12 protein-coding genes are annotated in these 22,375 nt (G+C 66.6%); 8 read left to right on the plus strand and 4 right to left on the minus strand.

Annotation, left to right across the window (positions count from 1 at the left end):
* Positions 1 to 22 precede the first annotated feature (22 nt).
* Positions 23 to 5,071, plus strand: coding sequence for a tetratricopeptide repeat protein (locus L2I41_RS06740; RefSeq protein ID WP_237152750.1), 5,049 nt, complete (start codon positions 23 to 25; stop codon positions 5,069 to 5,071).
* Positions 5,068 to 6,591, plus strand: a complete 1,524-nt coding sequence (locus tag L2I41_RS06745) for a tetratricopeptide repeat-containing glycosyltransferase family protein (protein ID WP_237152751.1) — start codon at positions 5,068 to 5,070, stop codon at positions 6,589 to 6,591. Before L2I41_RS06740 ends, L2I41_RS06745 begins: the two co-directional genes overlap by 4 nt.
* 108 nt (positions 6,592 to 6,699) lie before the next feature.
* Here the strand turns inward: L2I41_RS06745 and L2I41_RS06750 are convergent, their stop codons facing one another.
* Together L2I41_RS06750 and L2I41_RS06755 are read right to left on the minus strand one after the other, a co-directional pair.
* The gene (locus L2I41_RS06750) at positions 6,700 to 7,371 is read right to left on the minus strand and encodes a class I SAM-dependent methyltransferase (protein ID WP_237152752.1); all 672 of its coding nucleotides are present in this window, start codon (positions 7,369 to 7,371) and stop codon (positions 6,700 to 6,702) included.
* 105 nt (positions 7,372 to 7,476) lie between these two features.
* Positions 7,477 to 8,664: a glycosyltransferase family 4 protein gene (locus L2I41_RS06755; RefSeq protein ID WP_237152753.1), complete on the minus strand. Its 1,188-nt coding sequence runs from the start codon at positions 8,662 to 8,664 to the stop codon at positions 7,477 to 7,479.
* 178 nt (positions 8,665 to 8,842) lie between these two features.
* On the opposite strand from L2I41_RS06755, the gene L2I41_RS06760 reads away from it, so the two are divergent.
* The 4 genes from L2I41_RS06760 to L2I41_RS06775 are packed head-to-tail and all read left to right on the plus strand — an operon-like array spanning position 8,843 to position 14,711.
* Positions 8,843 to 11,065, plus strand: a complete 2,223-nt coding sequence (locus L2I41_RS06760) for a peptidase domain-containing ABC transporter (protein WP_237152754.1) — start codon at positions 8,843 to 8,845, stop codon at positions 11,063 to 11,065.
* Positions 11,028 to 12,386, plus strand: a complete 1,359-nt coding sequence (locus L2I41_RS06765; RefSeq protein WP_237152755.1) for an HlyD family type I secretion periplasmic adaptor subunit — start codon at positions 11,028 to 11,030, stop codon at positions 12,384 to 12,386. The genes L2I41_RS06760 and L2I41_RS06765 overlap by 38 nt, the downstream gene beginning before the upstream one ends.
* Entirely contained in the window at positions 12,383 to 13,717 is a 1,335-nt protein-coding gene (locus tag L2I41_RS06770; RefSeq protein ID WP_237152756.1) for an SEL1-like repeat protein, read from the plus strand. The genes L2I41_RS06765 and L2I41_RS06770 overlap by 4 nt, the downstream gene beginning before the upstream one ends.
* A 22-nt stretch (positions 13,718 to 13,739) precedes the next feature.
* Positions 13,740 to 14,711, plus strand: a complete 972-nt coding sequence (locus tag L2I41_RS06775; protein ID WP_237152757.1) for a UDP-glucuronic acid decarboxylase family protein — start codon at positions 13,740 to 13,742, stop codon at positions 14,709 to 14,711.
* Between the two features lie 13 nt (positions 14,712 to 14,724).
* Here L2I41_RS06775 and L2I41_RS06780 read toward each other — a convergent pair whose 3' ends face one another.
* Together L2I41_RS06780 and L2I41_RS06785 are read right to left on the minus strand one after the other, a co-directional pair.
* The gene (locus tag L2I41_RS06780; protein ID WP_237152758.1) at positions 14,725 to 15,627 is read right to left on the minus strand and encodes a response regulator; all 903 of its coding nucleotides are present in this window, start codon (positions 15,625 to 15,627) and stop codon (positions 14,725 to 14,727) included.
* Positions 15,624 to 18,998: a hybrid sensor histidine kinase/response regulator gene (locus L2I41_RS06785; protein ID WP_237152759.1), complete on the minus strand. Its 3,375-nt coding sequence runs from the start codon at positions 18,996 to 18,998 to the stop codon at positions 15,624 to 15,626. Before L2I41_RS06785 ends, L2I41_RS06780 begins: the two co-directional genes overlap by 4 nt.
* Before the next feature lie 356 nt (positions 18,999 to 19,354).
* Between L2I41_RS06785 and urtA the strand changes: the two genes are divergently transcribed.
* Positions 19,355 to 20,575: an urea ABC transporter substrate-binding protein gene (gene urtA, locus L2I41_RS06790; protein WP_237152807.1), complete on the plus strand. Its 1,221-nt coding sequence runs from the start codon at positions 19,355 to 19,357 to the stop codon at positions 20,573 to 20,575.
* Positions 20,576 to 20,690: 115 nt separating this feature from the next.
* Positions 20,691 to 22,310, plus strand: coding sequence for an urea ABC transporter permease subunit UrtB (gene urtB, locus L2I41_RS06795; protein ID WP_237152760.1), 1,620 nt, complete (start codon positions 20,691 to 20,693; stop codon positions 22,308 to 22,310).
* Positions 22,311 to 22,375 lie beyond the last annotated feature (65 nt).

Genomic DNA, 22,375 nt, shown 5'->3' on the forward strand with positions numbered 1-22,375 from the left:
CGCAACAAACGCAGCACCCCTGATGGCAGACGGACAGACGAGCGAACCGACGCTGGCACAATTGCGGGCCTGCCTCAGCGCCGGGCGCATCGAAGAAGGTCTGGCGGGGCTCGAACAGCTGCGCGCGGCCGGTTCGACCGACCCGATGCTGCCCCAGACCTATGCAACGGCGCTGCATCTTGCCGGTCGCAACCTTGAAGCCGCTGCCGCTTTTGAAGTGGCGGCCGCCGCGGACACCGGATCATCCGTGTTGCGCCAGAACATGGTGATGGCGCTCCTGGCGGTGGATCGGGTGGAGGATGCCATTCGCATCGGCCGCGAAGCCGTGGCACTCAACCGGCAGAACATGGGGGCTTGGCGCAACCTCAACCTCGCGCTCTGCCGTGCCGAACGGTTCGACGAGGCGCTCAAGGCCGCCGAGACGGCGCGCGGCATCAACCCCAACGACGGGGCGTCCTGGGCGCAAAGCGGCCATATCCTGACCATGCTCGGCCGGTTCGAGGACGCGGAGACGGCGCTGCGCACGGCGATCCGCCTCGACCCCAAGGGGCACGAGGGGCACTACAACCTCGGCGTCGTGCTGCAGGAGATGAGCCGCGAGGCGGAAGCGGCGCGCGAATATGAGATCGTTCTCGCCGCCGTTCCCGACCACAAGGGCGCGCGGATCAATCTGGGCGTCGCCCTGCGCAACATCGGCCGCGTGGACGAGGCGCGCAAGGTATGGCAGCAGTCGGTGCTGCCCGCATCCGAATGGCCGGAACTGGCCTACAACATGGCCTGCGCCGAACTGCTCGCCGGCAACTGGGTCGATTCCTGGGACGGCTACGAGCTGCGCCTTGCGACCCTGCCGCCCTCGCCGGTGACGACCCATTCGGACGCGCCGGTCTGGGATGGCACGCCAGCGCCGGGGCGGCGGCTCCTCGTCATCCACGAACAGGGACTGGGCGACACCATCCAGTTCGCCCGCTTCCTGCCGGAAATCGCCGGGCGGGTGGGACGGGTGATCCTGGTCTGCCAGTCGCGCCTGCATGGCCTGCTGTCGACCATGCCGCTGTTCCAGCCGAATGCGGCGCCGGGCGCGGAGCTGGTCCGGCAAGGCGAAACGCCGCCCGAACACGATCTCCAGATCTCGCTGCTATCGATCCCGCGGCTGATCGGCCTCGACCACAGGACGCTAAGCGCGACGGCACCCTATATCGCCTGCGACGGCGAACGGGCGCAGCGCTGGGGCGAACGGCTGGCAAAGCGGGAGGCAACCGCGCGCCGGCCCTTCCGCATCGGGCTGTCCTGGCAGGGCAATCCAAAGGCGCCGGTGGAACGCGGGCGCTCGCTGCCGCTGGCGAGCTTCGCCCCGCTCGCCCGCTTCGGGCGCGAGATCGCCCCCTATGCGCTGCAGCGCGGCACCGGCGCCGAGCAGGCCGCTCCGGGGGGACTGGACGTCGGCCGCTTCGCAGAAGATTTCGACGCGGGCACGGACGGCTTCCTCGATACCGCCGCCGTCATGGCCAATCTCGACCTCGTCATCACCTCCGACACGGCGGTCGCCCATGTGGCGGGCGCGCTCGGACGACCGGTCTGGCTGCTGCTCAAGCGCGTGCCCGACTGGCGCTGGGGCCTCGAGGGCGGCTTGACGCCCTGGTATCCGACCATGCGGCTCTTCCGCCAACGGACCCCAGGCGACTGGACCGGGGTGATCGCCGAGGTGGAACGCGAGCTCGACGCGCTCCTCGCCTTGCGCCGCCTGCCGCCGCTGCCGGCCTCCGTCAACGGCGAGGCGCTGTTCCGGCAGGCCTTCGAGGCCAACCAGCAGCGCCGCTATGCCGAGGCGATCGGCGATTATCACAAGCTGCTGTCGACCTATCCCAACAACGGGCGTATCCTGAACCTTTACGCCATGGCGCAGTTCGAGGCGGGATCGCGCAGCCGCGCCGCCGCCGAAGCCGCGCTCGCCTCGGCCCTGCGCTCGGTGGCGACCGCATCGCGTGAACCCGACTATTGGAGCAACCTCGCCGTCGTGCTCGACCGGCTCGGCCAGCGCGAGGACAGCAAGCGCGCCCTGACCCACGCCCTGGCAATCAATCCGCGCCATGCCCCGTCACAGCTGGCCATGGCCAATCGCGAGATCGCCGCCGGTGACGCCGCCTCCGCGCTGCGCCGTGCCGATCAGGTGATGTCGGACAATCCCGATTTCTCCACCGCCTTGTCGGTGCGCGGCGCCGCTCTGCTCAAGCTCGGCGAGACCGCCAAGGCCGAGCTCGCCCTGCGCCAGGCGGTGCATCGCGAGCCGGACAATGTGCGCTTTCTGGTGCAATGGGGCGCCATTCTCGCCCAGCAGGAAGACCACAAGGCCGCCGCCAAGGCCTGGGACCGGGCGCTGGTGGCCGATCCGCGCTGTGCCGACGCCTACAGCAATCTCGGCGTCGACGAACGCAATCGGGGCGAAGTCGGCGTCGCCTTCCATTTCCTGCGCACGGCGGTCAAGGTCGACCCCAACCACGCCGAGGCCTTTTCCAATCTGGGCATCACCGCGCTGGAAGCGGGCAAGGAAGACGAGGCCATCGCGGCCTTCCGCCACGCCATCGAGCTGCGGCCCGACTATGCTGACGCGCATATGGCGCTCGGCATGGCGCTGATGAACCGCGGTCACTATGCCGAAGGCCTGCCCCACTATGAATGGCGATTGCGGATCGAGAAGCTGGGTCTCGCCAAGAGCCGCCCGCGCCTGCCGCTGTGGCAGGGCGAGGATCCGCGCGGCAAGTCCTTCATGCTGGTGGCCGAACAGGGCTTCGGTGACGGCTTCCAGTTCGCCCGTTACGCCCGCGTGCTGAAACAGCTGGGCGCCTCCCGCGTGGTGATCGGCTGTCGCGGCAAGGTGGCCGCGCTGATGGCGCGCATGGACGGCGTCGATGGTGTGGTCTCGGAGGGGCAATCGGTTCCGCCCCTCGACTACAGTGTCTTCATGATGAGCCTGCCGCTCCATCTCGGCACGCGCGTCGAGACCATCCCGAGCTTCCCCGCCTATCTCAAGGCCGATCCGGACAAGGTGGTGCACTGGGCCGGGCGCCTCGCCAAGCGGGAGGGGTTCCGCGTCGGCATCGTCTGGCAAGGCAACCCCGATCCGCAGGTCGACCGTGGTCGCAGCTTCCCGCTGGCGGCCATGGAGCCGTTGGCCCGCATCCCCGGCGTACGCCTGATTGCCCTGCAGAGGGGGCCGGGTGAGGAGCAGATCGCGGCACTGCGCGGCAAGTTCGAGGTGGAGACGCTCGGCGGCGAGTTCGACAACGGCCCGGACGCCTTTGCCGACACCGCCGCCGTGATGATGAACCTCGATCTCGTCATCACCTCCGACACCGCTGTCGCCCATCTCGCCGGCGCGCTCGGACGGCCCACCTGGGTGGTGCTGCGCGCCAATCCCGAATGGCGCTGGCTGCGTGGCCGGTCGGACAGCCCGTGGTATCCCTCCACTCGCCTGTTCCGCCGGGTCGAGGGCGAGGCCGAAGACGCGCCTTTCGAAGGGGTGATGAGCCGGGTGTCCGGGGCGCTCGCCAGTCTCGTTGCCGGCAACCGCGCCGAACTCTACCGCACCGAGTTGCCGGACGTGGCCGTTGCGCCGAAGCTGTCGCTGGAAGCTCGCTTCAAGGCGGCGCTGGCCGACCATGTGAAGGGCAATGCCCTTGCCGCCTGCCACGAATATGCGGAACTGCTGATCGACCATCCGCGTCTGGCAGAGGCCTTCCATATGCTGGGGGCCGCGGCCCTCGGCGAGTTCAACTACAATCGCGCCCTGATCCTGATGCGCGAGGCTGACGCGGTCGGCCTCAAGACCTCGGAGTTCCGCACCAACTACGCCATCGCCCTGCGCCATACCGGACGACAGGCCGAGGCCGAAGCGCTGTTGCGCCGAACGCTTGAAGACCGGCCGACGGCCGAGGCCCTGATGACGCTCGGCAATCTGGTGCGCGACGACGGCAAGTTCGAGGAAGCGGTGGATCTCTACCGCCGGTCCATCGAACTCAGGCCGGAACTCTCCAAGGCCCATCGCGGCCTCGGCAATGCGCTGAAGGATCTCAACCGCTGCGAGGAGTCGCTCGCCGCCTTCGAGGCCGCCTGCAAGCTGACGCCCAGTGATCCCGAACTGCTGCTGGACCAGGCGCACGCGCTGCTGCTGGCGGGGCGCTATGGCGAAGGCTTCGAGAAATATGAAGTGCGCTGGCGCGCCATGGAAATGTTGCCGCGCCATTTCGACGTGCCGCGCTGGCACGGCGAGGACTATCGCGGCCGGACGCTGCTGGTGCACGGCGAGCAGGGCATCGGCGACCAGATCCAGTTTGCCCGCTATCTGCCGCTTGCGGCGCGCCTGGGCGGCCGCATGCTGGTGGAAGTGCGCGCGCCCCTGGTCGATCTTGTCCGCCGCATGGACTTTGGTGCCACGCCGGTCGAGGTGGTGGAACAGGGACGTCGTCTCCCCGCCCATGATCTCGAAGTGCCGATGATGAGCCTGCCGGCGGTGTTCCATTCGGAGCTGGACAGCCTGCCGCCGCCGCCCGACTTCAACGTCGATGGCCTGCGCATCAACGCCTGGCGCCAGAGCCTCGGCGGACGGGGCAAGCTGCGTGTCGGCCTGATCTGGCAGGGCAATCCCAAGGCGCGCGCCGACGTCGGCCGCTCACCGCCTCTCTCGGCGCTCGCCCCGCTGTTCGAGCTTGACGGGCTGCATTTCATCAGCCTGCAACACCGCGACGGCATGGATCAGCTGCGCGGCTTTCCCTACGCCGATCGCATCGAAGTGGTGGCCGAACGTCTCGGCGGCTTTGCCGAGACGGCAGCGGCCATGCGGGCCATGGACGTGATCGTGTCGTCCTGCACCTCATCGGCGCATCTGGCGGGCTCGCTCGGCATGCCCACCTTCATCATGCTGCGCTCCAATGCCGACTGGCGCTGGCTGACCGATCGCAACGACAGTCCGTGGTATCCCACCGTGCGCCTGTTCCGGCAGACGAGCTATGGGGATTGGGGCCCGGTGGTTGCCGCCGTCAAGGCGGCGCTGGCGGACAAGGTCAAGCGGTCATGAGCCAGCTGTCGGTTGTCGCATCGCTGATCGAACGCGGCTTTGCTGCGCATAACGCGCACAAGTTCGTCGATGCCATCGCCCTCTATGAGGTGGCGCTGGCGCGCGAGCCCGGCAATGTGTCTGCCCTCAATCTCTGTGCTTCCGCCTATCGCTCCAACGGCGATCTCAACAAGGCCCTGCAACTGCTCGACCGGGCCGTGGCGCTGGAGCCTCAGCGGTCGGACGTCCGCTTCAATCAGGGCAATGCGCTGACGGCGGCGGCCCGCTATTCCGAGGCCATCGCCGCCTATGCGATCGCGCGTGCGGGTGAACCCGGCAATGCCGAGATCGTTGCCAACATCGGGGTCGCCCACGGCAAGGCTGGTGACTACAAGGCGGCCATCGCCGCCTATGAGGCGGCGCTCGCCATCGATCCGGGCCATCGCACCGCCCGCCACAACTATGGCAACGCGCTGGCCGAAGAGGGCCGCTTTGCCGAGGCCATGGCGGTGCTGCGCTCGCTGGCGGAGGCCGAACAGGATTTCGCCGAGGCGCGCTACAATCTCTCGCTGCTGCTGTTGCGCATGGGCGACTATGGCAACGGCTTTGCGGAATATGAGTGGCGCTGGAAGGCGACGGGGTTCCCGGCCCAGCCGCGCCATACCGAGATTGCCGACTGGGACGGTCGGCCCTTCCCGGGCAAGACGCTGCTCCTGCATGCCGAGCAGGGGCTCGGCGACAGCCTGCAGTTCCTGCGCTTTGCGGCCATGGTCAAGTCGCTTGGCGGCGACGTGGTGTTGCAGGTGCCGAGACCACTGGTCCGCCTTGCCCGCACGGTTTCAGGTGTCGATCGGGTGGTCAGCGAGGACAAGGACATCGGCCCTGTCGATCTGCAGACACCGCTCCTCGGTTTGCCGCACCGTCTGCATCTGACCCTGGGTTCGGTCGGCATGCCCTCACCCTATCTTGCGGCGGAGCCGGCTCTGGTCAGCCGCTGGCGCGAACGCCTGCAGCTGGGCAATGACGGTCGAAAGGCCATCGGCTTCGTCTGGCGCGGCAACCCGAAATCGCCGGCCGACCGCGGCCGCAGCCTGTCGGGCGCCGGCGATCTTCGCCCCTTTGCCCGCTTGGACAACGTCCGCCTGATCGCCCTGCAAAAGCTAGGCGCCGACGAGATCGAGAAGGCCGATACGCCCTCTGGCTGGAAGGTGGCGGGTCTGCCCTTCACCCTCGAATATCCGGGACCGGAGTTTGACGCGGGTCTCGACGGGTTCGTCGACACGGCGGCGGTGATGCAAGCCGTCGATCTCGTGGTGTCAGTATGCACCGCGCCGCTGCATCTGGCCGGCGCGCTCGGTCGCCCGGCCATCGGTCTCATCAAGGCGGTGCCCGACTGGCGCTGGCTGTTGGGACGGGCAGACAGCCCCTGGTATCCGTCAATACGGCTTTGCCGCCAGCGTGAGGCTGGCCTGTTCGCCCCGGTGATCGACGAGGCGACGCGCGAGGCAAGCCGGCGGCTGTTTCATCGGGACTATGTCTGACCGCTGAGGGAGCGGGGAACGCTGCGCCATCAAATCAAAAAGGGCACACAAGGTCCCGCCATGCGGCGGCCCCTCATGTGCCCTTGAAGGCCTCTGCGCCGGACGGTGTCACTGTTCCTTCTGGACGATGAAGCTCCAGTAGGTGTCCGGACCGGCGGGGATGTTGAAGTTGATGTCGGAAATGGTGACGCGCCGGTAGCCGGAGCGGCGCAACAGCTCGATCCACATGGACTTGCCAAGCACGCTGTAGTGGTTGGGGTTGGTCTGGTGGCGGGCGGCGGTGTCGGGGGCGGGCACTTCCATGTAGAGGATGCCGCCGGGCTTCAGGACGCGGGCCGTCTCGCGCAGGCTGAACAGCGGAAACACGCTGTGCTCGAGCACATGCCGGCACCAGACCACATCGAAGCTGGCGTCGTCGAACTCGAGGAAGGACAGGTCCATTTCCACGGCATTGAATCCCTTGGACTTGCAGATCTCCACGTCCTCGCCGATGGCGATGCCGATGGCATCCATCTTGTCGGCGGCGAAATGCTTGAGGGCCACGCCCTGGCCGCAGCCCACATCGAGGATCCTGGTGCCTTCGGCGAGCGGATAGGTCTGCTTGACCCGTTCCCAGGCTGCCGCGGTGATCTGGTCATGCATGCCCGAGGGGATCTCGGGGTAGACATCGCTCCACAGCGACTTCAGAAAGGCGTCGAAGCGCTGGTATTTTGCGGCAAGCGTCTGTTCCACGGGCTGGATGCGGGCCGCTTCGTCAGCACGCAGAGCATTGGCTGTCATGACTTCTACCCTCGCCGTCGCGGGAAGCGCATACGGGTTCCCTCAGGGAAAACCTAGAGGCGCATGGTAAATATTGTCTTAACTGTTCCGCTGCGGAACAGGACCTTAATAGTTTGACAGGATCTTCTTCATGGCGTCGGCGGTGCGCGACCAGGTGAAGCCGGCGAGCTTGCCCGCGCCGCGATCGCCACGCCGGCGGGCGTCGTTACGGTCGCGATAGGCCCGTTCGAGACAGTCGACGATCTCGTCGACGGAGGAGTTGCCCCAGCCCTTGACGTCACCGACCCCGGCGCCGGCACCGGCCACATCCGCCTGATGCTCGAGGGCATAGCAATTGTTGCCGTCGATCAGGTCGAGATGGCCGGTGTTGGCCGACAGGATCGTGGGCACGCCGCAGGCCATGCATTCCATGGCCACCAGATTGGTGCCGCCCTCGCTGCGGTTGGGGAAGAGGGCGATGTCCATCTCGCGCAGCACCGGCGGCATCAGCGCGTTGGGCACGGCGCCGAGGTCGAGGAACTGGTGCGGCGCGATGTCGTTGGCCGCGGCCCAGGCCGGGAAGTCGGTCTTGCCCTCGTCGGTGAAGGTCATCGGCGCGGCGACGCCGGAGTTGTCGACGCTCCTGGCCAGTTGCGGCCAGGGGCTGTGCCAGGCGGCGACCAGGAGCGCATCCGGATGGCGCTTGGCAAAGCGCGAGAAGGCGGTGACCACGAGGTCCTGCCCCTTGCGCAGTTCCAGCTTGCCGCCGGTGAACACGGTGAAACGGTCCGGCAGCACCCCCTGGCGCTGGGCCGGGTGGAACAGCGTCTGATCGATGCCCTGGATCACCGTGGTGACATTGGTGAGGCCATAGGCCCTGAGGATCTGTTCGTTCCAGGTGGAGCCGGCGACGATCAGCGGGAAGGCGCGGGCGCGCTCAAGCGTCGCCTCGTCGAGCTGCGGCAGTTCGAAGAACACCACGCCGAGGGTGGGGCTGCCCGTGAGCCCGACGTTGAAGGCGCCGCCGGTGGTCTTGAAGTCGTTGCCGAGCGCCGAGAGGATCGGCACGTCGGTCTTGATCTGCTTGCCCGCATGGGCGCGCAGGCTTTCGACGAACTCGCCCGAGACGCGCAGGAAGTTGCTGAGGGCCAGCTGCCGGACGGGATCGACGGCAATCTGCGACGGCGGAATGGGGAAGGAGCAGAGCGGTTCGATGGACGGATCGCGCGACCAGTTGAGGGCGAGGTTGAGGCCGTAGACGCCCCAGCCGAAGAAACTCGAAATGCCCCAGTGGATGACGACCCGACGCCGCATGATGCCGATTCCCCTTCACCGGCACCGACGCCGGTAACCTTCTTTAACAATTGATTGACGCCAATTCGTAAAAGAACCGTTTACGGCTCGCGTTTTACAACAGTTCGTTAACCGGGCGTTTACCATAACGGGGTTTTGTGAGGTCTAGTGTGCGGAACTGCGTCGGGCGGGTGGTGACATGGAATTGAACCAAGGCGGGACAGACGTGCGGCCCGAGAGCGGGGCGGCCTTTTCAGCGCTGGTGCTGGCCGGTCGTCGCCTCGGGATTGCCCTGTCCGCCGAACAGATCCGCCGCGAATATGGCAAGGCCGATGCCGAGCCGACGCTGGCCGACCTCGCCTTCATCGCCGGCAAGGAAGGGCTGATCGCCAAGCCCATGCGGCTCGGCTGGAAGGCGCTGACGGGCATTCAGGAGAACACGTCCGTTCTGATCGCGCTGCGCGACGGCACGATCCTGTCGGTCGAGCGCTTCGTCAAAGACGGCGCGACGCCGACCGTTCTGGTGCGCAATCCCGCCGATGCCAACGCCCAGCCGATCGCCCTCGACCAGGTCCGCCTCGCCTCCGCCTGGGATGGCGCAGCGCTGCTGATCAAGCGCGGCAAGCAGGCGGAAGAGGAGACCGACACCTTCGGCTTCCTCTGGATGATCCGGCAGGTGATGCACGAGGGCAAGATCTTCCGCGACATCGTCGTCGCCGCGCTGGCGTTGTCGCTGCTCGCCCTGGTGCCGCCGGTGCTCTATCTCGTGGTGATCGACCGCGTGCTGGTGCATCACCGCGTTTCCACACTGTTCGTGCTGGCCATTGCCGTGGCCGTGGTGCTGGTCTTCGACACGCTGATCGGCTACCTGCGCCGCACCATGACGGCGATCGCCACTGCCAAGGTGGACGCCCGCGTCAGCCTGCAGATCTTCGAGAAGATGACGCGGCTGCCGATCGACTTCTTCGAGCGCAACTCCACCGGCGTCATCGCCCACAAGCTGGGCGAAGCGCGCCGCGTGCGCACCTTCATCACCGGCCAGCTGCTCGGCGCCGTGCTGGACACCACCTCGCTGCTGATCCTGATCCCCGCGATGTTCTTCCTGAACGCCGCGCTGACCATGTATGTGCTGACCATCGCCGTGCTGATGGCCATTGTCATCATGGTCTACATGGGCCCGATCAAGCGCGCCTACGCCGCCGTCATCACCTCCGAACACCGCAAGACGGCGCTGCTGATCGAGACGGTGCACGGCATGCGCACCGTCAAGTCGCTGGCCCTCGAGGGGCGCAAGCGGCGCGAATGGGACAGCCGCGTCGCCGAGTCCGTCGCCGCCCAGACCGATCTGCTGACGCTGGCCAACCAGCCGCAGACCCTGCTGGCGCCGCTCGAGAAGCTGATCTACTCGGGCTCGCTGCTGATGGGCGCCTATCTCGCGGTCACCGAGCAGCAGACCATCTTGTCGGGCACGCTCGTCGCCTTCACCATGGTGGCGACCCGGGCGACTTCGCCCATCGTGCAGCTTGCCCACATGATGCAGCAGTTCGAGGAAGCCCGCGGCGCCATTCGCGAAGTGGCCTCCGTGGTCAATGCCGCGCCCGAGCCGCGCCGCGAGAACGGCGTGCGCCCCGAATTCCACGGCCGCGTGCAGTTCGACGACGTGCGCTTCTGCTATCCCGGCGCCTCCACCCCGGCGCTCAACGGCGTCAGCTTCACGGTCGATTCCGGTACTGTCGTTGGCGTGATGGGGCGTTCCGGCTCCGGCAAGACCACCGTCACCCGCCTGCTGCAGGGCCTGCATGCCCAGTATGAGGGCCTGATCAAGATCGACGGCGTCGACCTGCGCGAGATCGACCTCTATCACCTGCGCTCCAACATGGGCGTGGTGCTGCAGGACAGCTTCCTGTTCCGTGGCACCATCCGCGAGAACATCGTGGTCGGCAAGGCCGACGCGACGCCCGAGGAAATGGTGCGCGCCGCCCGCATGGCCGGGGCCGAAGAATTCATCGAGCGCCTGCCGCGCGGCTACGAGACCATGATCGAGGAACACGCCGCCAACCTGTCCGGTGGCCAGAAGCAGCGCCTCGCCATCGCCCGCGCCCTGATCTCCGATCCGCCGATCCTGGTGTTCGACGAGGCCACCAGCGCGCTTGATCCCGAGAGCGAGGCGATCATCAACGAGAACCTGCGCCGCATCGCCATCGGCCGCACCGTGATCGTCATCTCGCACCGCCTGGCTTCTCTGGTCGACTGCGACCAGATCCTGGTGCTCGACAAGGGCCGCCTCAAGGACCACGGCCGTCACGCCGAACTTCTGACCCGCTGCGACGACTATCGTCACCTCTGGATGCAGCAGAACCGTCATCTTTCCAACGGAGCGAGCCATGACCGCCCAGGCTTCAATGCTGTCGCCAACGGCTGAGCTCGCCGCGCTGAGGGCGACGGTGGACTTCGGTTCGGACACGGCTGAAATCCTGAATGCGCGCGTGCCGATCGTGGCGCGCCTGACGCTGGTGACGCTGGCCGCCATGGTCGCGGCCGCCATTGCGCTCGCCACGCTGTTGCCGGTCGAGCGGGTGGTCAGCGCCCGCGGTCGCGTCAGCGCCGAGGCGCCGCGCATCATGGTTCAGCCGCTGGAAACCTCCATCGTCAGGGCGATCAACGTGCGGGCCGGCCAGACGGTCAAGGCCGGTGACGTGCTGGCAACGCTCGATCCGACTTTCTCGACCGCCGACGTCTCCGCCCTGAAGCGCGAAGTGGCGAGCCTGCAGGCGGAGATCGCCCGTCTGACGGCGGAAGTCGCCGGCAAGCCCTATGCGCCCACAAGCAACGACCTGTTCTCGACGCTGCAGCAGAAGATCTACAACTCGCGCGTCTCGCAGTTCCAGTCCGCCATAGCCACCTATAACGGCAAGATCGCCTCGCAACAGTCGACCATCGACAAGACCGAGCAGGAACTGGCGCTCTATCGCCAGCGCCTCGGCATCGTCAGCGAAGTCGAGGGGATGAAGAGTGAACTGGCCGGTCGCAAGATCGTGGCGCGCACCGACCTCCTCTCGGTCACCGACACGCGTGTGGAAGTGCAGCGCGGCATTGCCAGCGCCGAAGGCGTTCTCGACAGCGCACGCCATGAGCTGGAGGCTCTCAATGCCCAGCTCGACAACTTCAAGCAAAAGTGGCAGTCCGATTCCATCAGCCTGCTGGTCGACCGTCAGGGCGCGCTGGACAGCGCCCGCGAGCAACTGACCAAGGCCGACAAGCGGGCCGACCTGATCTCCATGCGCGCGCCGCAGGACGCGGTGGTGCTGCAGGTGGCCGACATCTCCATCGGCTCGGTGGTGGAATCGGCCCAGAAGATGTTCGTGCTCGTGCCCTCAGATTCGCCGCTCGAAGTGGACGCGGAGATCAGCACGCTCGACCAGGGCTTCGTGAAGGTGGGCCAGCAGGTGGAACTCAAGCTGGACGCCTGGCCTTATTCGCAGCATGGCTCGGCCTATGGCACGGTGCGCGGCATCAGCCCGGACAGCTTTGCCGTCGACCAGTCCGGCAGCGCCGGCGCCCGCTCGGTCTACATGGCCAAGATCGACATCACCTCGTCCGACCTCAAGAAAGTCCCGCACGACTTTCATCTGGTGCCCGGCATGACGCTGACCGCCGACATCGTGATCGGCGATCACACATTGTCCGAATATCTGCTCGACCGGGCGCTGCCGACCATGACGGAGGGCTTCCGCGAACCATGACCGGACTCCTGAGCGCCCTGCCTGACGCATTGCGCCGGTCGGCAGCGGACCGGCTCCTGCGGCGCGCGCGCAAGCTCAGGGAGGCCGGCGACATGGTCGCGGCCATGGCGCTCTTCGCGGACGCCGCCGGCAAGGGATCGGCGGAGGCAGCCTTCGAGATCGGTCGTCTCTACGAGACCGGCCAGGGCGTGGTGGCGGAAGTGAGCGACGCCCGACTCTGGTATCGCCGCGCGGCCGACGGCGGGCACGCCGAGGCCATGGCCCGTCTGGCCCCGCTGCTGCTCCTTGAATCCACGCCGCAGATGCGCAGCCGGCAGAAGCTCTCCACCCTGTTTCCCAATGCCGTCGATCTCAAGGCTGAGCCGGAAGCGGCGCGCGCCTATGCCATCGGTGCGGCCGAGGCCGGGGTCGAGGACGGTCTGGCGCTGGCCGGCTATTTCCACGCTGCCGGTATCGGCGGTCCCGTCGATCATGCGGCAGCCGAGCGCTACTATCGCCCCGCCGCCGACCGCGGCCACGTGGAAGCCTGCCTCGGCATGGGCACGCTGCTGGCGGGCGGACACCTCGGGGAGGCCGATTTTGTCGGCGCCCGCCGCTATTACGAGACGGCCGCCAAGGCCGGCAATCTGACGGCGAAATATTACCTCGGCCTGCAGGCCGTCCAAGGCCTGGGCGGTGTGGTGGACGATCGGCGCGCCTTCGACCTTTTCGCCGAAGCCGCCCATGGCGGCAATGTGCTTGCCATGCGGCAGCTGGGCCTGATGTATCTCACCGGCCGCGCGCCGGTGCCCGACACCGTCTCCGGTGCCGACTGGCTGCGCAAGGCCGCGCAAAAGGGCGATCGTCCCTCCTGCCGGGAGCTCGCGCGTCGCTATCGCCTCGGTGACGGCGTGCAGCGGGATCCGACCCGCGCCATGCTCTGGCTCGAAAGGGCCGCAACCGCCGGCGACCGGGACGCCCAGTTCGAACTCGGCGCTGCCTATGCCGCCGGTGGCGACGTGGCGCAGGACTTCGCTCTCGCCGCCCGCTGGTCGGAACTTGCGGCGCGCAACGGCCACAGCATCGCCAAGGTCAATCTCGGCCGCCTGCGCATGCGGGGCCTGGGCAGCAGCCGCGACCCCGGCGACGCCCTGCAATGGCTGAACGCGGCTCTGGCCGACGGCGAGACCGCCGCCCTGGCCGCCCTCGGCGAACTCTACGCCTTCTGGCAGTCGCCGCCCGATCACGCGGCGGCGCGTCAGGTTCTGGGCCGGGGCGCCGCCCTCAACGATGCGCGCTGTCGTGAAATCCTGGCCGAACTCGACCGTGTCGAGGCGGCCAGCAAGCAATAAGACACTTATCGGGAGATCATCCGTGCAGGCCACAACCTCCGTCAGCCACCCCCGTCGCATTCTGGTGACCGGCGGTGCCGGCTTCATCGGCTCCTTCCTGATCGAGCGCCTGCTGGCGCGGGGCGACGAAGTGCTCTGCGTCGACAACTACTTCACCGGCACGCGCAAGAACATCGCCCACCTGCTCGATCATCCCATGCTGGAAGTCATGCGCCATGACGTGACCTTCCCGCTCTATGTGGAAGTCGACCAGATCTTCAATCTGGCCTGCCCGGCCTCGCCGGTGCACTATCAGTTCGACCCGGTGCAGACCACCAAGACCTCGGTGCACGGCGCCATCAACATGCTTGGCCTTGCCAAGCGCACCAAGGCCAAGTTCTTCCAGGCTTCGACCTCGGAAGTCTATGGCGATCCGGTGGTGCATCCGCAGACGGAAAGCTATTGGGGCAATGTGAACCCCATCGGTCTGCGCGCCTGTTATGACGAGGGCAAGCGCTGCGCCGAGACGCTGTGCTTCGACTACCACCGTCAGCACAAGGTGCGCATCAAGGTGGCGCGCATCTTCAACACCTACGGCCCGCGCATGCATCCCAACGACGGACGCGTGGTGTCCAATTTCATCGTGCAGGCGCTGAAGGGCGACCCGATCACCCTGTTCGGCGACGGCAGCCAGACGCGCTCCTTCTGCTATGTGGACGATCTGGTGGACGCCTTCCTGATGTTCATGGAAAACACGCCGGACGAGTTCGTCGGCCCGATGAATCTGGGCAATCCTGGCGAGTTCACCATCCGTCAGCTGGCGGAACTGGTGGTGGAACTGACCGGATCGAAGTCGAAGATCGAATATCGCCCGCTGCCGCAGGACGATCCCAAGCAGCGCAAGCCCGACATTTCGCTCGCCAAGGGCATGATCGGCTGGGAGCCGAAGGTGCCGCTGCGCGACGGGCTGAGCCGCACCATCGACTATTTCCGCCACGTGGTCGCCAAGGGCTGAACCACCTGGACGATCACGGCTCCCGCAGGGCTTCCATCGCCATGACGGCGGCGGAGGCCCGGTTCTCGACGCCGAGCTTCACGTAGATCTGTTCCAGATGCTTGTTCACCGTGCGCGGGCTGAGGTCGAGGATGTCGCCGATATCCTTGTTGGCCTTGCCGTGCCCGATCCAGACCAGCACCTCGGCCTCCCGCTGGGTCAGGCCGAAGCGCAGTTTCAGGATCTCCTCGGGCGTGTCGGAGGCGGCGCGCGTCAGGCGGAACAGCAGTTCCTCCGCTCCGGCCGAGCCGAGATAGGCAAGCTTCAGCCCCTGCAGGCCGGCAGCGGCCAGATCGAGCGAGGCCGGCGTGACGGTAGTGGTGGCGCCGGCGATCAGATGCGACAGCGCCGGCGAGATCTCGACCATCGGTTGGCCGCCGGTCTCCTCGATGAGGCGCGTTGCCTGCGGCGTCAGCCAGCGCAAGGCGCCGTCGCGGCCGAAGGCGATGAGATGCCGGCCGGCGGCATCCAGCGCGATGCGGGCGCTGAGGCTGGCGCGGGCGTTGGCGAGGTGGACGCGGATGCGGGCACGCAACTCGTCGAGATTGATCGGCTTGGTGAGATAATCGACGCCGCCCGATTCCAGCCCCTTCACCACATGTTCGGTGTCCGAAAGGCCGGTCATGAAGATCACCGGCACGTGTGCCGCCGGACCGCCGGCCTTGAGGCGCCGGCAGGTTTCAAAGCCGTCAAGCCCGGGCATGACCGCGTCCATCAGGATCACGTCGGGCACCGCCCGCTCGACGATGGCGAGCGCAGCCGCGCCCGACGTGGCGACCAGCGCGGTGATGCCCGCCGCCTCCAGCGCTTCGGTGAGAAAGCCGAGAGCTTCAGGGCTGTCGTCGACGATCAGGACAACGTCGCGTGGCTGGGTCATGGCTCGCTCATCTCCGTCAGCAGGGCGGCATAGCCGGCGAAATCAAAGGCGCGGACGTGTTCGCGCAGGCGATCGACGAGCGGCTGGTTGTCCGGATCGTCGGCGAGGGCGGCGAGCTTGGCCTCGATGCCGCGCACATGGCCGATGGCGCCGAGCGACAACAGTTCGGCCACGTGAGCGGCGCCGGGACTGCGGACGGGCGCCGCCCCATCGCTCGCCGATGCATCGTCGGCGCTGTCGTCTTCATCGAAGAAGTCGATCTTGAGGTGGCTGCCGATCTTGTCGATGAGATCGACGACGGCGAAGGGCTTGGCGAGGAGATCGTCATGGCCGAGGTCGGACGAGGGCATGGCACCGTCGCCGATATTGGCCGAGAGCATGATGATCGGCTGCGTGAGCCCGCGCGCCCTGAGGGCGCTCACCAGTTCCCAGCCGTTCATGCCGGGCATGGAAATGTCGACAAAGAAGAGGTCGGGGGTGGCTGTGTCCAGGCGGTCGAGGCAGTCGGCGCCATCCGTCGCGGTCAGCACGGTGAAGTCCAGAGGCCGCAAGAGCTCGATCATCAGCTCGCGGTGGTCGGTATTGTCGTCGACGACGAGGATGGTCTTGCGCGCGCCCCGGTAGCCGGCGATGCGACGCTCGGCGGCCAGCGCACTGGCCCCTTCCACCGCACCGAGCATCAGGCGGACGCGGAAGGTGGAACCGGCGCCGGGCGCCGACTGCATGGTGAGTTCGCCGCCCATGGTCTCCGACAGGAGACGCGTGATGGTGAGGCCGAGCCCCAGACCGGGCACCGCCTGCGTCTGCCGGCCGCGTTCGAAGGGCTGGAAGATGGTCTCGTGATCCTCCGCGGCGATGCCGGGGCCGGTGTCGCGCACGGTGAAGGTGGCGACCTGGCTGCGATAGTCGACGGCAAGCGTCACCGAACCCTGACCGGTGAACTTGATGGCGTTGGACAGGAGATTGACCAGGATCTGCCGGAGCCGCTTCTCGTCGGTGCGGACCACCTGCGGCAGGTTGGCGCTGCGGGTGTGATGAAAGTCGAGGCCCTTGGCCTGCGCCTGCAGGCGGAACATGCCGACGATCTGGTCGAGAAAGTCGTGCAGCCGCACGGCGCTCATGCGGACCTGCAGCCGCCCCGCCTCGATCTTGGAAATGTCGAGAAGGCCGTCGATCAGGCCGCTGAGATGTTCGGCGGAGCGGCGGATCACCTGCACGCTGCGCTGCCGTTCCGGCGCGATGGCCTGATCGCGCTCGAGGATCTGCGCATAGCCGAGCACGGCGTTGAGCGGAGTCCTGAGTTCGTGGCTGAGACCCACCACATAACGGCTCTTGGCCAGATTGGCCGCTTCCGCCTTCTCCTTGGCCTTCTGAAGGGCGGCGTCGGTCTTGCGGTGGGCGGAGATCTCCTGCAGCAGCAGCGAGGTTTGCCGCGCGCTCTCCTCTTCAGCGACGCGGCGCGAATCGCGCGCCAGCGTGAAGAACCATACGACGATGCCGATCATCACCATGAAGATGAAGAACAGCACCGCCAATACGCGCGCCAGCGTCACCGCGTCGGTGCCACTGGCAACACTCGCCTGCCGGTAGACGAACAGCATGATCAGGCCGACACATGCCGACCAGAAGGCGAGGTCGAGGCAGTAGCGGCCGACGCGCGAGGTGACGACGGCGAGCAGACGCGACGGCAGCAGCTTCTCGGCGGCAAAGCCGATCTGCCGATCGAGCCGGGCGTGCGGCTTGCAGGTGTCGTGACAGCGGGCGTCGAGCGAGCAGCAAAGCGAGCAGATCGGTGCCGCGTAGGCCGGGCAATAGGACATGTCCTCCGGCTCGAAGTCGTGCTGGCAGACCGAACAGGTCAGCGATGGCTTGAGGCGCCAGGACGCGCGGGCCTTGCGGGCGAGATAGTAGCGCCCCCCCGTGCCCCAGGCGATCAGCGGCGCGAAGACAAAGGCCGCCGCAAGCGCCATGAAGGGCGCAAAGGCCTGGGGAATAGCGCCGATCACCCCGAAATGGGCGATGATGCCGAGCGCTGACGCCGCCGCCATGGCGCCAACCCCCACCGGGTTGACGTCATACAGATGCGCCCGCTTGAACTCGATCCCCGGCGGCGAGAAGCCGAGCGGCTTGTTGATCAGAAGATCGGCCGAGATGGTCGCCACCCAGGACACGGCGACGATGGCGAAGACCCCGAGCGTCTGCTCAAGCGCCCGGTAGATGCCAAGCTCCATCAGCAGCAGCGCAATGGCGACGTTGAAGATCAGCCAGACCACGCGGCCGGGATGGCTGTGCGTGAGGCGGGAAAAGAAGTTCGACCAAGCGAGCGACCCGGCATAGGCATTCATCACGTTGATCTTGAGCTGCGAGATCACCACGAAGGCGGCGGTCAGCAGATAGGCCATTTCGCGCGTCGGCAGCACATAGCCGAAGGCGATGCCATACATCTGCGCCGGCTCGGCGGCATGCTCGTGCGGCACCCCGGCATTGAGCGCCAGCACGGCGAGGAAGGAGCCGGCCACCATCTTCGGCGCGCCGAGCACCACCCAGCCAGGTCCGGCCAGGAACACCGCCATCAGCCAGCTGCGCCGCCGCGACGCCTTGCGCTCCGGCAGGAAGCGCAGGAAGTCCACCTGTTCGCCGATCTGGGGGATCAGCGCCAGGATTACCGCCGCCGCGGCACCGAAATGCAGGAGGTTGAAGCCCGTATCCCCCGGGCTCGACGCGGCGAACTGCTCCTGCCCGACAAAGTGAAACCAGGACTCGAACGTGCCCCAGTCGGCAAAGGCGATGAAGACGAAGGGCAGGATGTTCAGCACGATCCAGAAGGGCTGGGTCAACAGCTGGAACCGGCTGATCCAGGTGACGCCATGGGTCACCAGCGGGATGACCACCACGGTGGACACCACATAGCTCAGCCACAGGGGAATGCCGAGCGCCAGTTCCAGCGCCGTCGACATGATCGACGCCTCGATGGCGAACAGGATGAAGGTGAAGCTGGCATAGACGAGCGACGTGATCGTGGAGCCGATGTAGCCGAAGCCTGCGCCTCGGGTCAGCAGGTCGATGTCGACGCCATGGCGTGAAGCGTAGCGCGCGATCGGCCAGCCGGTCACCAGCATGATGACGCAGACCACCGCAATGGCCGCGAGCGCGTTCGGCGTGCCGTAGGACAGCGTGATGGCGCCGCCGATCGCCTCCAGTGCCAGGAAGGAAATGGCGCCGATGGCCGTCTGGGCGATGCGGTCGGTGCTCCACTTGCGCGCCGACTTGGCCGTGAAGCGCAGCGCATAGTCCTCAAGCGTCTGGTTGGCCACCCATCGATTATAGTCGCGGCGAACCGGAAGGATGCGTTGGCGGGCCGTTGCGGGCATGGATGTCGGACCGTGCCTTCATTTTGCGCGGCCTGCTCAGGAACGCGCCAATTTTCGGGATCGCCAGGCGCGCGCCGAGAGGAAATTGCGGCAAGACCATGACGGATGGATTGGTTGGCCTCTGAGTGTGCACGGTTCATGCCGCTTTCCTCGCCAGCGACTGAAGGGCGCACCGGCCGTTACGTCAATCGACGTATAGGCGATTTTCCCCCCTCGAAAGACAGTCGCGCCAAGGCGTCGCCGGGGATTTTGTACGGCGCGTCTCCAACCAAAATGGGGAACTCAACATGTCCATGACTTTCACGCGCAGGACTTTCGGCTTGCTCGCCTTCGCTGGCGCCCTCTCCGCCTCGACCATGCTGGCCCACGCAGAAGACACCATCAAGGTCGGCGTGCTTCACTCGCTGTCCGGCACCATGGCCATCTCGGAAACCACGCTGAAGGACACTGTGCTGTTCCTCATCGACGAGCAGAACAAGAAGGGCGGCGTGCTCGGCAAGAAGCTCGAGGCCGTCGTGGTCGATCCCGCCTCCAACTGGCCGCTGTTCGCCGAAAAGGCCCGCGAGCTGATCTCCAAGGACAAGGTGTCGGTGGTGTTCGGCTGCTGGACCTCGGTGTCGCGCAAGTCCGTGCTGCCGGTGTTCAAGGAACTCAACTCCATCCTCTTCTATCCTGTGCAGTATGAGGGCGAAGAGTCCGAGCGCAACGTGTTCTACACCGGCGCCGCCCCCAACCAGCAGGCCATCCCCGCCGTCGACTATCTGATGAAGGAAGAAGGCGTGAAGCGCTGGGTGCTCGAAGGCACCGACTATGTCTACCCGCGCACCACCAACAAGATCCTCGAAGCCTATCTGAAGGCCAAGGGCGTGCCGGCCGAAGACATCATCGTCAACTACACGCCGTTCGGCTTCGCCGACTGGCAGACGGAAGTCTCCAAGATCAAGGCCTTCGGCGCCGAGGGCAAGAAGACCGCCGTGGTCTCCACCATCAACGGCGACGCCAACGTGCCCTTCTACAAGGAACTCGGCAACCAGGGCATCAAGGCCGAGGACATCCCGGTCGTCGCCTTCTCGGTCGGTGAAGAAGAACTCGCCGGCATGGACACCAAGCCGCTGGTCGGCCATCTCGCCGCCTGGAACTATTTCGAGAGCGTCGACACGCCCGAGAATGCCGAGTTCATCGACGCCTGGCACAAGTATATCGGCAACGACAAGCGCACCACCAACGACCCGATGGAAGCCACCTACATCGGCTTCAATGCCTGGGTGAAGGCGGTCGAGGCGGCTGGCACCACCGACACCGATCCGGTGATTGACGCCCTGCCGGGCACCACCGTGCCGAACCTCTCGGGCGGTTACGCCACCATCATGCCGAACCACCACATCACCAAGCCGGTGCTGATCGGCGAGATCCAGGACGACGGCCAGTTCGACATCGTCAGCCAGACCGCCCCTGTGGTCGGCGACGAATGGTCCGACTATCTCGAAGGCTCCAAGGACCTGATCTCGGATTGGCGCAAGCCGATGAACTGCGGCAACTTCAACGTTGTCACCGGCAAGTGCGGTGGCGCCGGCTGATCTGCCGATGGCGCGGGGACCGGCGTTCTTCGGTCCCTGCTGCTGCGAAAGAGAGACGGGAGGCGCGGCTCGCCGCGCCTCTCCTTCGGGCTCAAGTTCTGGATCGGGGCTCCCCATGCGCATGCTTCGCTGTCTTGCGACGCTCTTCCTCCTGATGATGACCGTGCTGCCGCTGAAAGCGGCCACCGCGATCGCCGATGCCGATCTCACGGCGCTGGTCAACGCGCTGGGCGCCGGCGACTTCGACGCGACGGAGCAGGCCATTGCGGCCTTGGCGGCCTCGGGAGATGACCGCGTCGCCGGCATCCTCGACAAGCTCGGCAACGGCGAGCTGGTGACGCGCAAGGCCGACAAGGCCGTGTTCATCGGCGAGAAGGCCGACAAGGATTTCAAGCTGACCGATCCTGTAACCGGAGCCGACGCGGGCATCGTGCCCAAGGCGACCGTGGACAAGCTCAAGGTCAACAACAAGCTGCGCCGCGCCATCGCCACGGCGGTCGGCACGCTGACGCTGCGCAATGCCGATCCGAAGGTGCGCCTCGCCGCCGCCGAAGCGGTGATGAAGTCGCAGGACGCCGCCGCCATCCCGGCGCTCGACGCGGCCATCGGGGCGGAAACCGATGCAGCAGTGAAGACGGCGATGATCTCTGCGCGCGCCGCCGCTGTCCTTGCCTCGGATCTTCCCGACAGCGAGAAGGCCAAGGCCGTCGATACCATTGCCGATCTGGGCACCCGCGACGCTCTGGGCATGATCGCACCCTATGCCGGTCAGGCCGGCCCGATCGGTGATGCGGTGAAGGCGGCCACCACGGCCATCAATGCCAAGCTGGCGCTGTGGGACGCCGGTCAGAACATCTGGTACGGCCTGTCGCTCGGCTCGGTGCTGCTGCTCGCCGCCATCGGGCTCGCCATCACCTTCGGCGTGATGGGCATCATCAATATGGCCCATGGCGAAATGGTCATGCTGGGCGCCTATGCCACCTTCGGCGTGCAGGAGCTGATCCGCAACAACGCCCCGGAACTGTTCGACTATTCGCTGCTGATCGCCCTGCCGGTGGCCTTCGTCACGGCGGGCGGCGTCGGCATCCTCATCGAGCGCAGCATCATTCGCTGGCTCTACGGGCGGCCGCTCGAAACGCTGCTGGCCACCTGGGGCGTGTCGCTGATCCTGCAGCAGGCGGTGCGCACGATCTTTGGCGCCAACAACCGGGAAGTGGGCAATCCTTCGTGGATGTCGGGCGCCTTCACCATCGGCGAAATGCAGGTCACCTGGTCGCGCCTGTGGATCATCGCCTTTGCCGCCGTGGTCTTCCTGTCGCTGATCGGCGTCCTCAAGAAGACGGCGCTCGGCCTGCAGATGCGGGCGGTGACGGCCAACCGCCCCATGGCCAGCGCCATGGGCATCCGCACTCCCTTCATCGACGCGCTGACCTTCGGCCTCGGCTCGGGCATTGCCGGCCTGGCCGGCGTGGCACTGAGCCAGATCGACAATGTCTCGCCCAACCTCGGTCGCGGCTACATCATCGACAGCTTCATGGTCGTGGTGTTCGGCGGTGTCGGCAATCTGTGGGGCACGCTGGTGGGCGCCATGACGCTGGGCGTCGCCAACAAGTTCCTGGAGCCCTATGCCGGCGCCGTGCTCGGCAAGATTCTGCTGCTGGTCTTCATCATCCTGTTCATCCAGAAGCGCCCGCGCGGCCTGTTCGCCCTCAAGGGACGAGCGGTGGAAGCGTAATGGCGGCAACTGAGGCAAGAAACGTGAGCGCAGCGAACCGGCTCCAAGGGCGCCCGCGCAGCGAA

Origin of the sequence: Oryzibacter oryziterrae (assembly GCF_021864535.1) — a bacterium.
Classification (GTDB): Bacteria; Pseudomonadota; Alphaproteobacteria; order Rhizobiales; family Pleomorphomonadaceae; genus Pleomorphomonas; species Pleomorphomonas oryziterrae.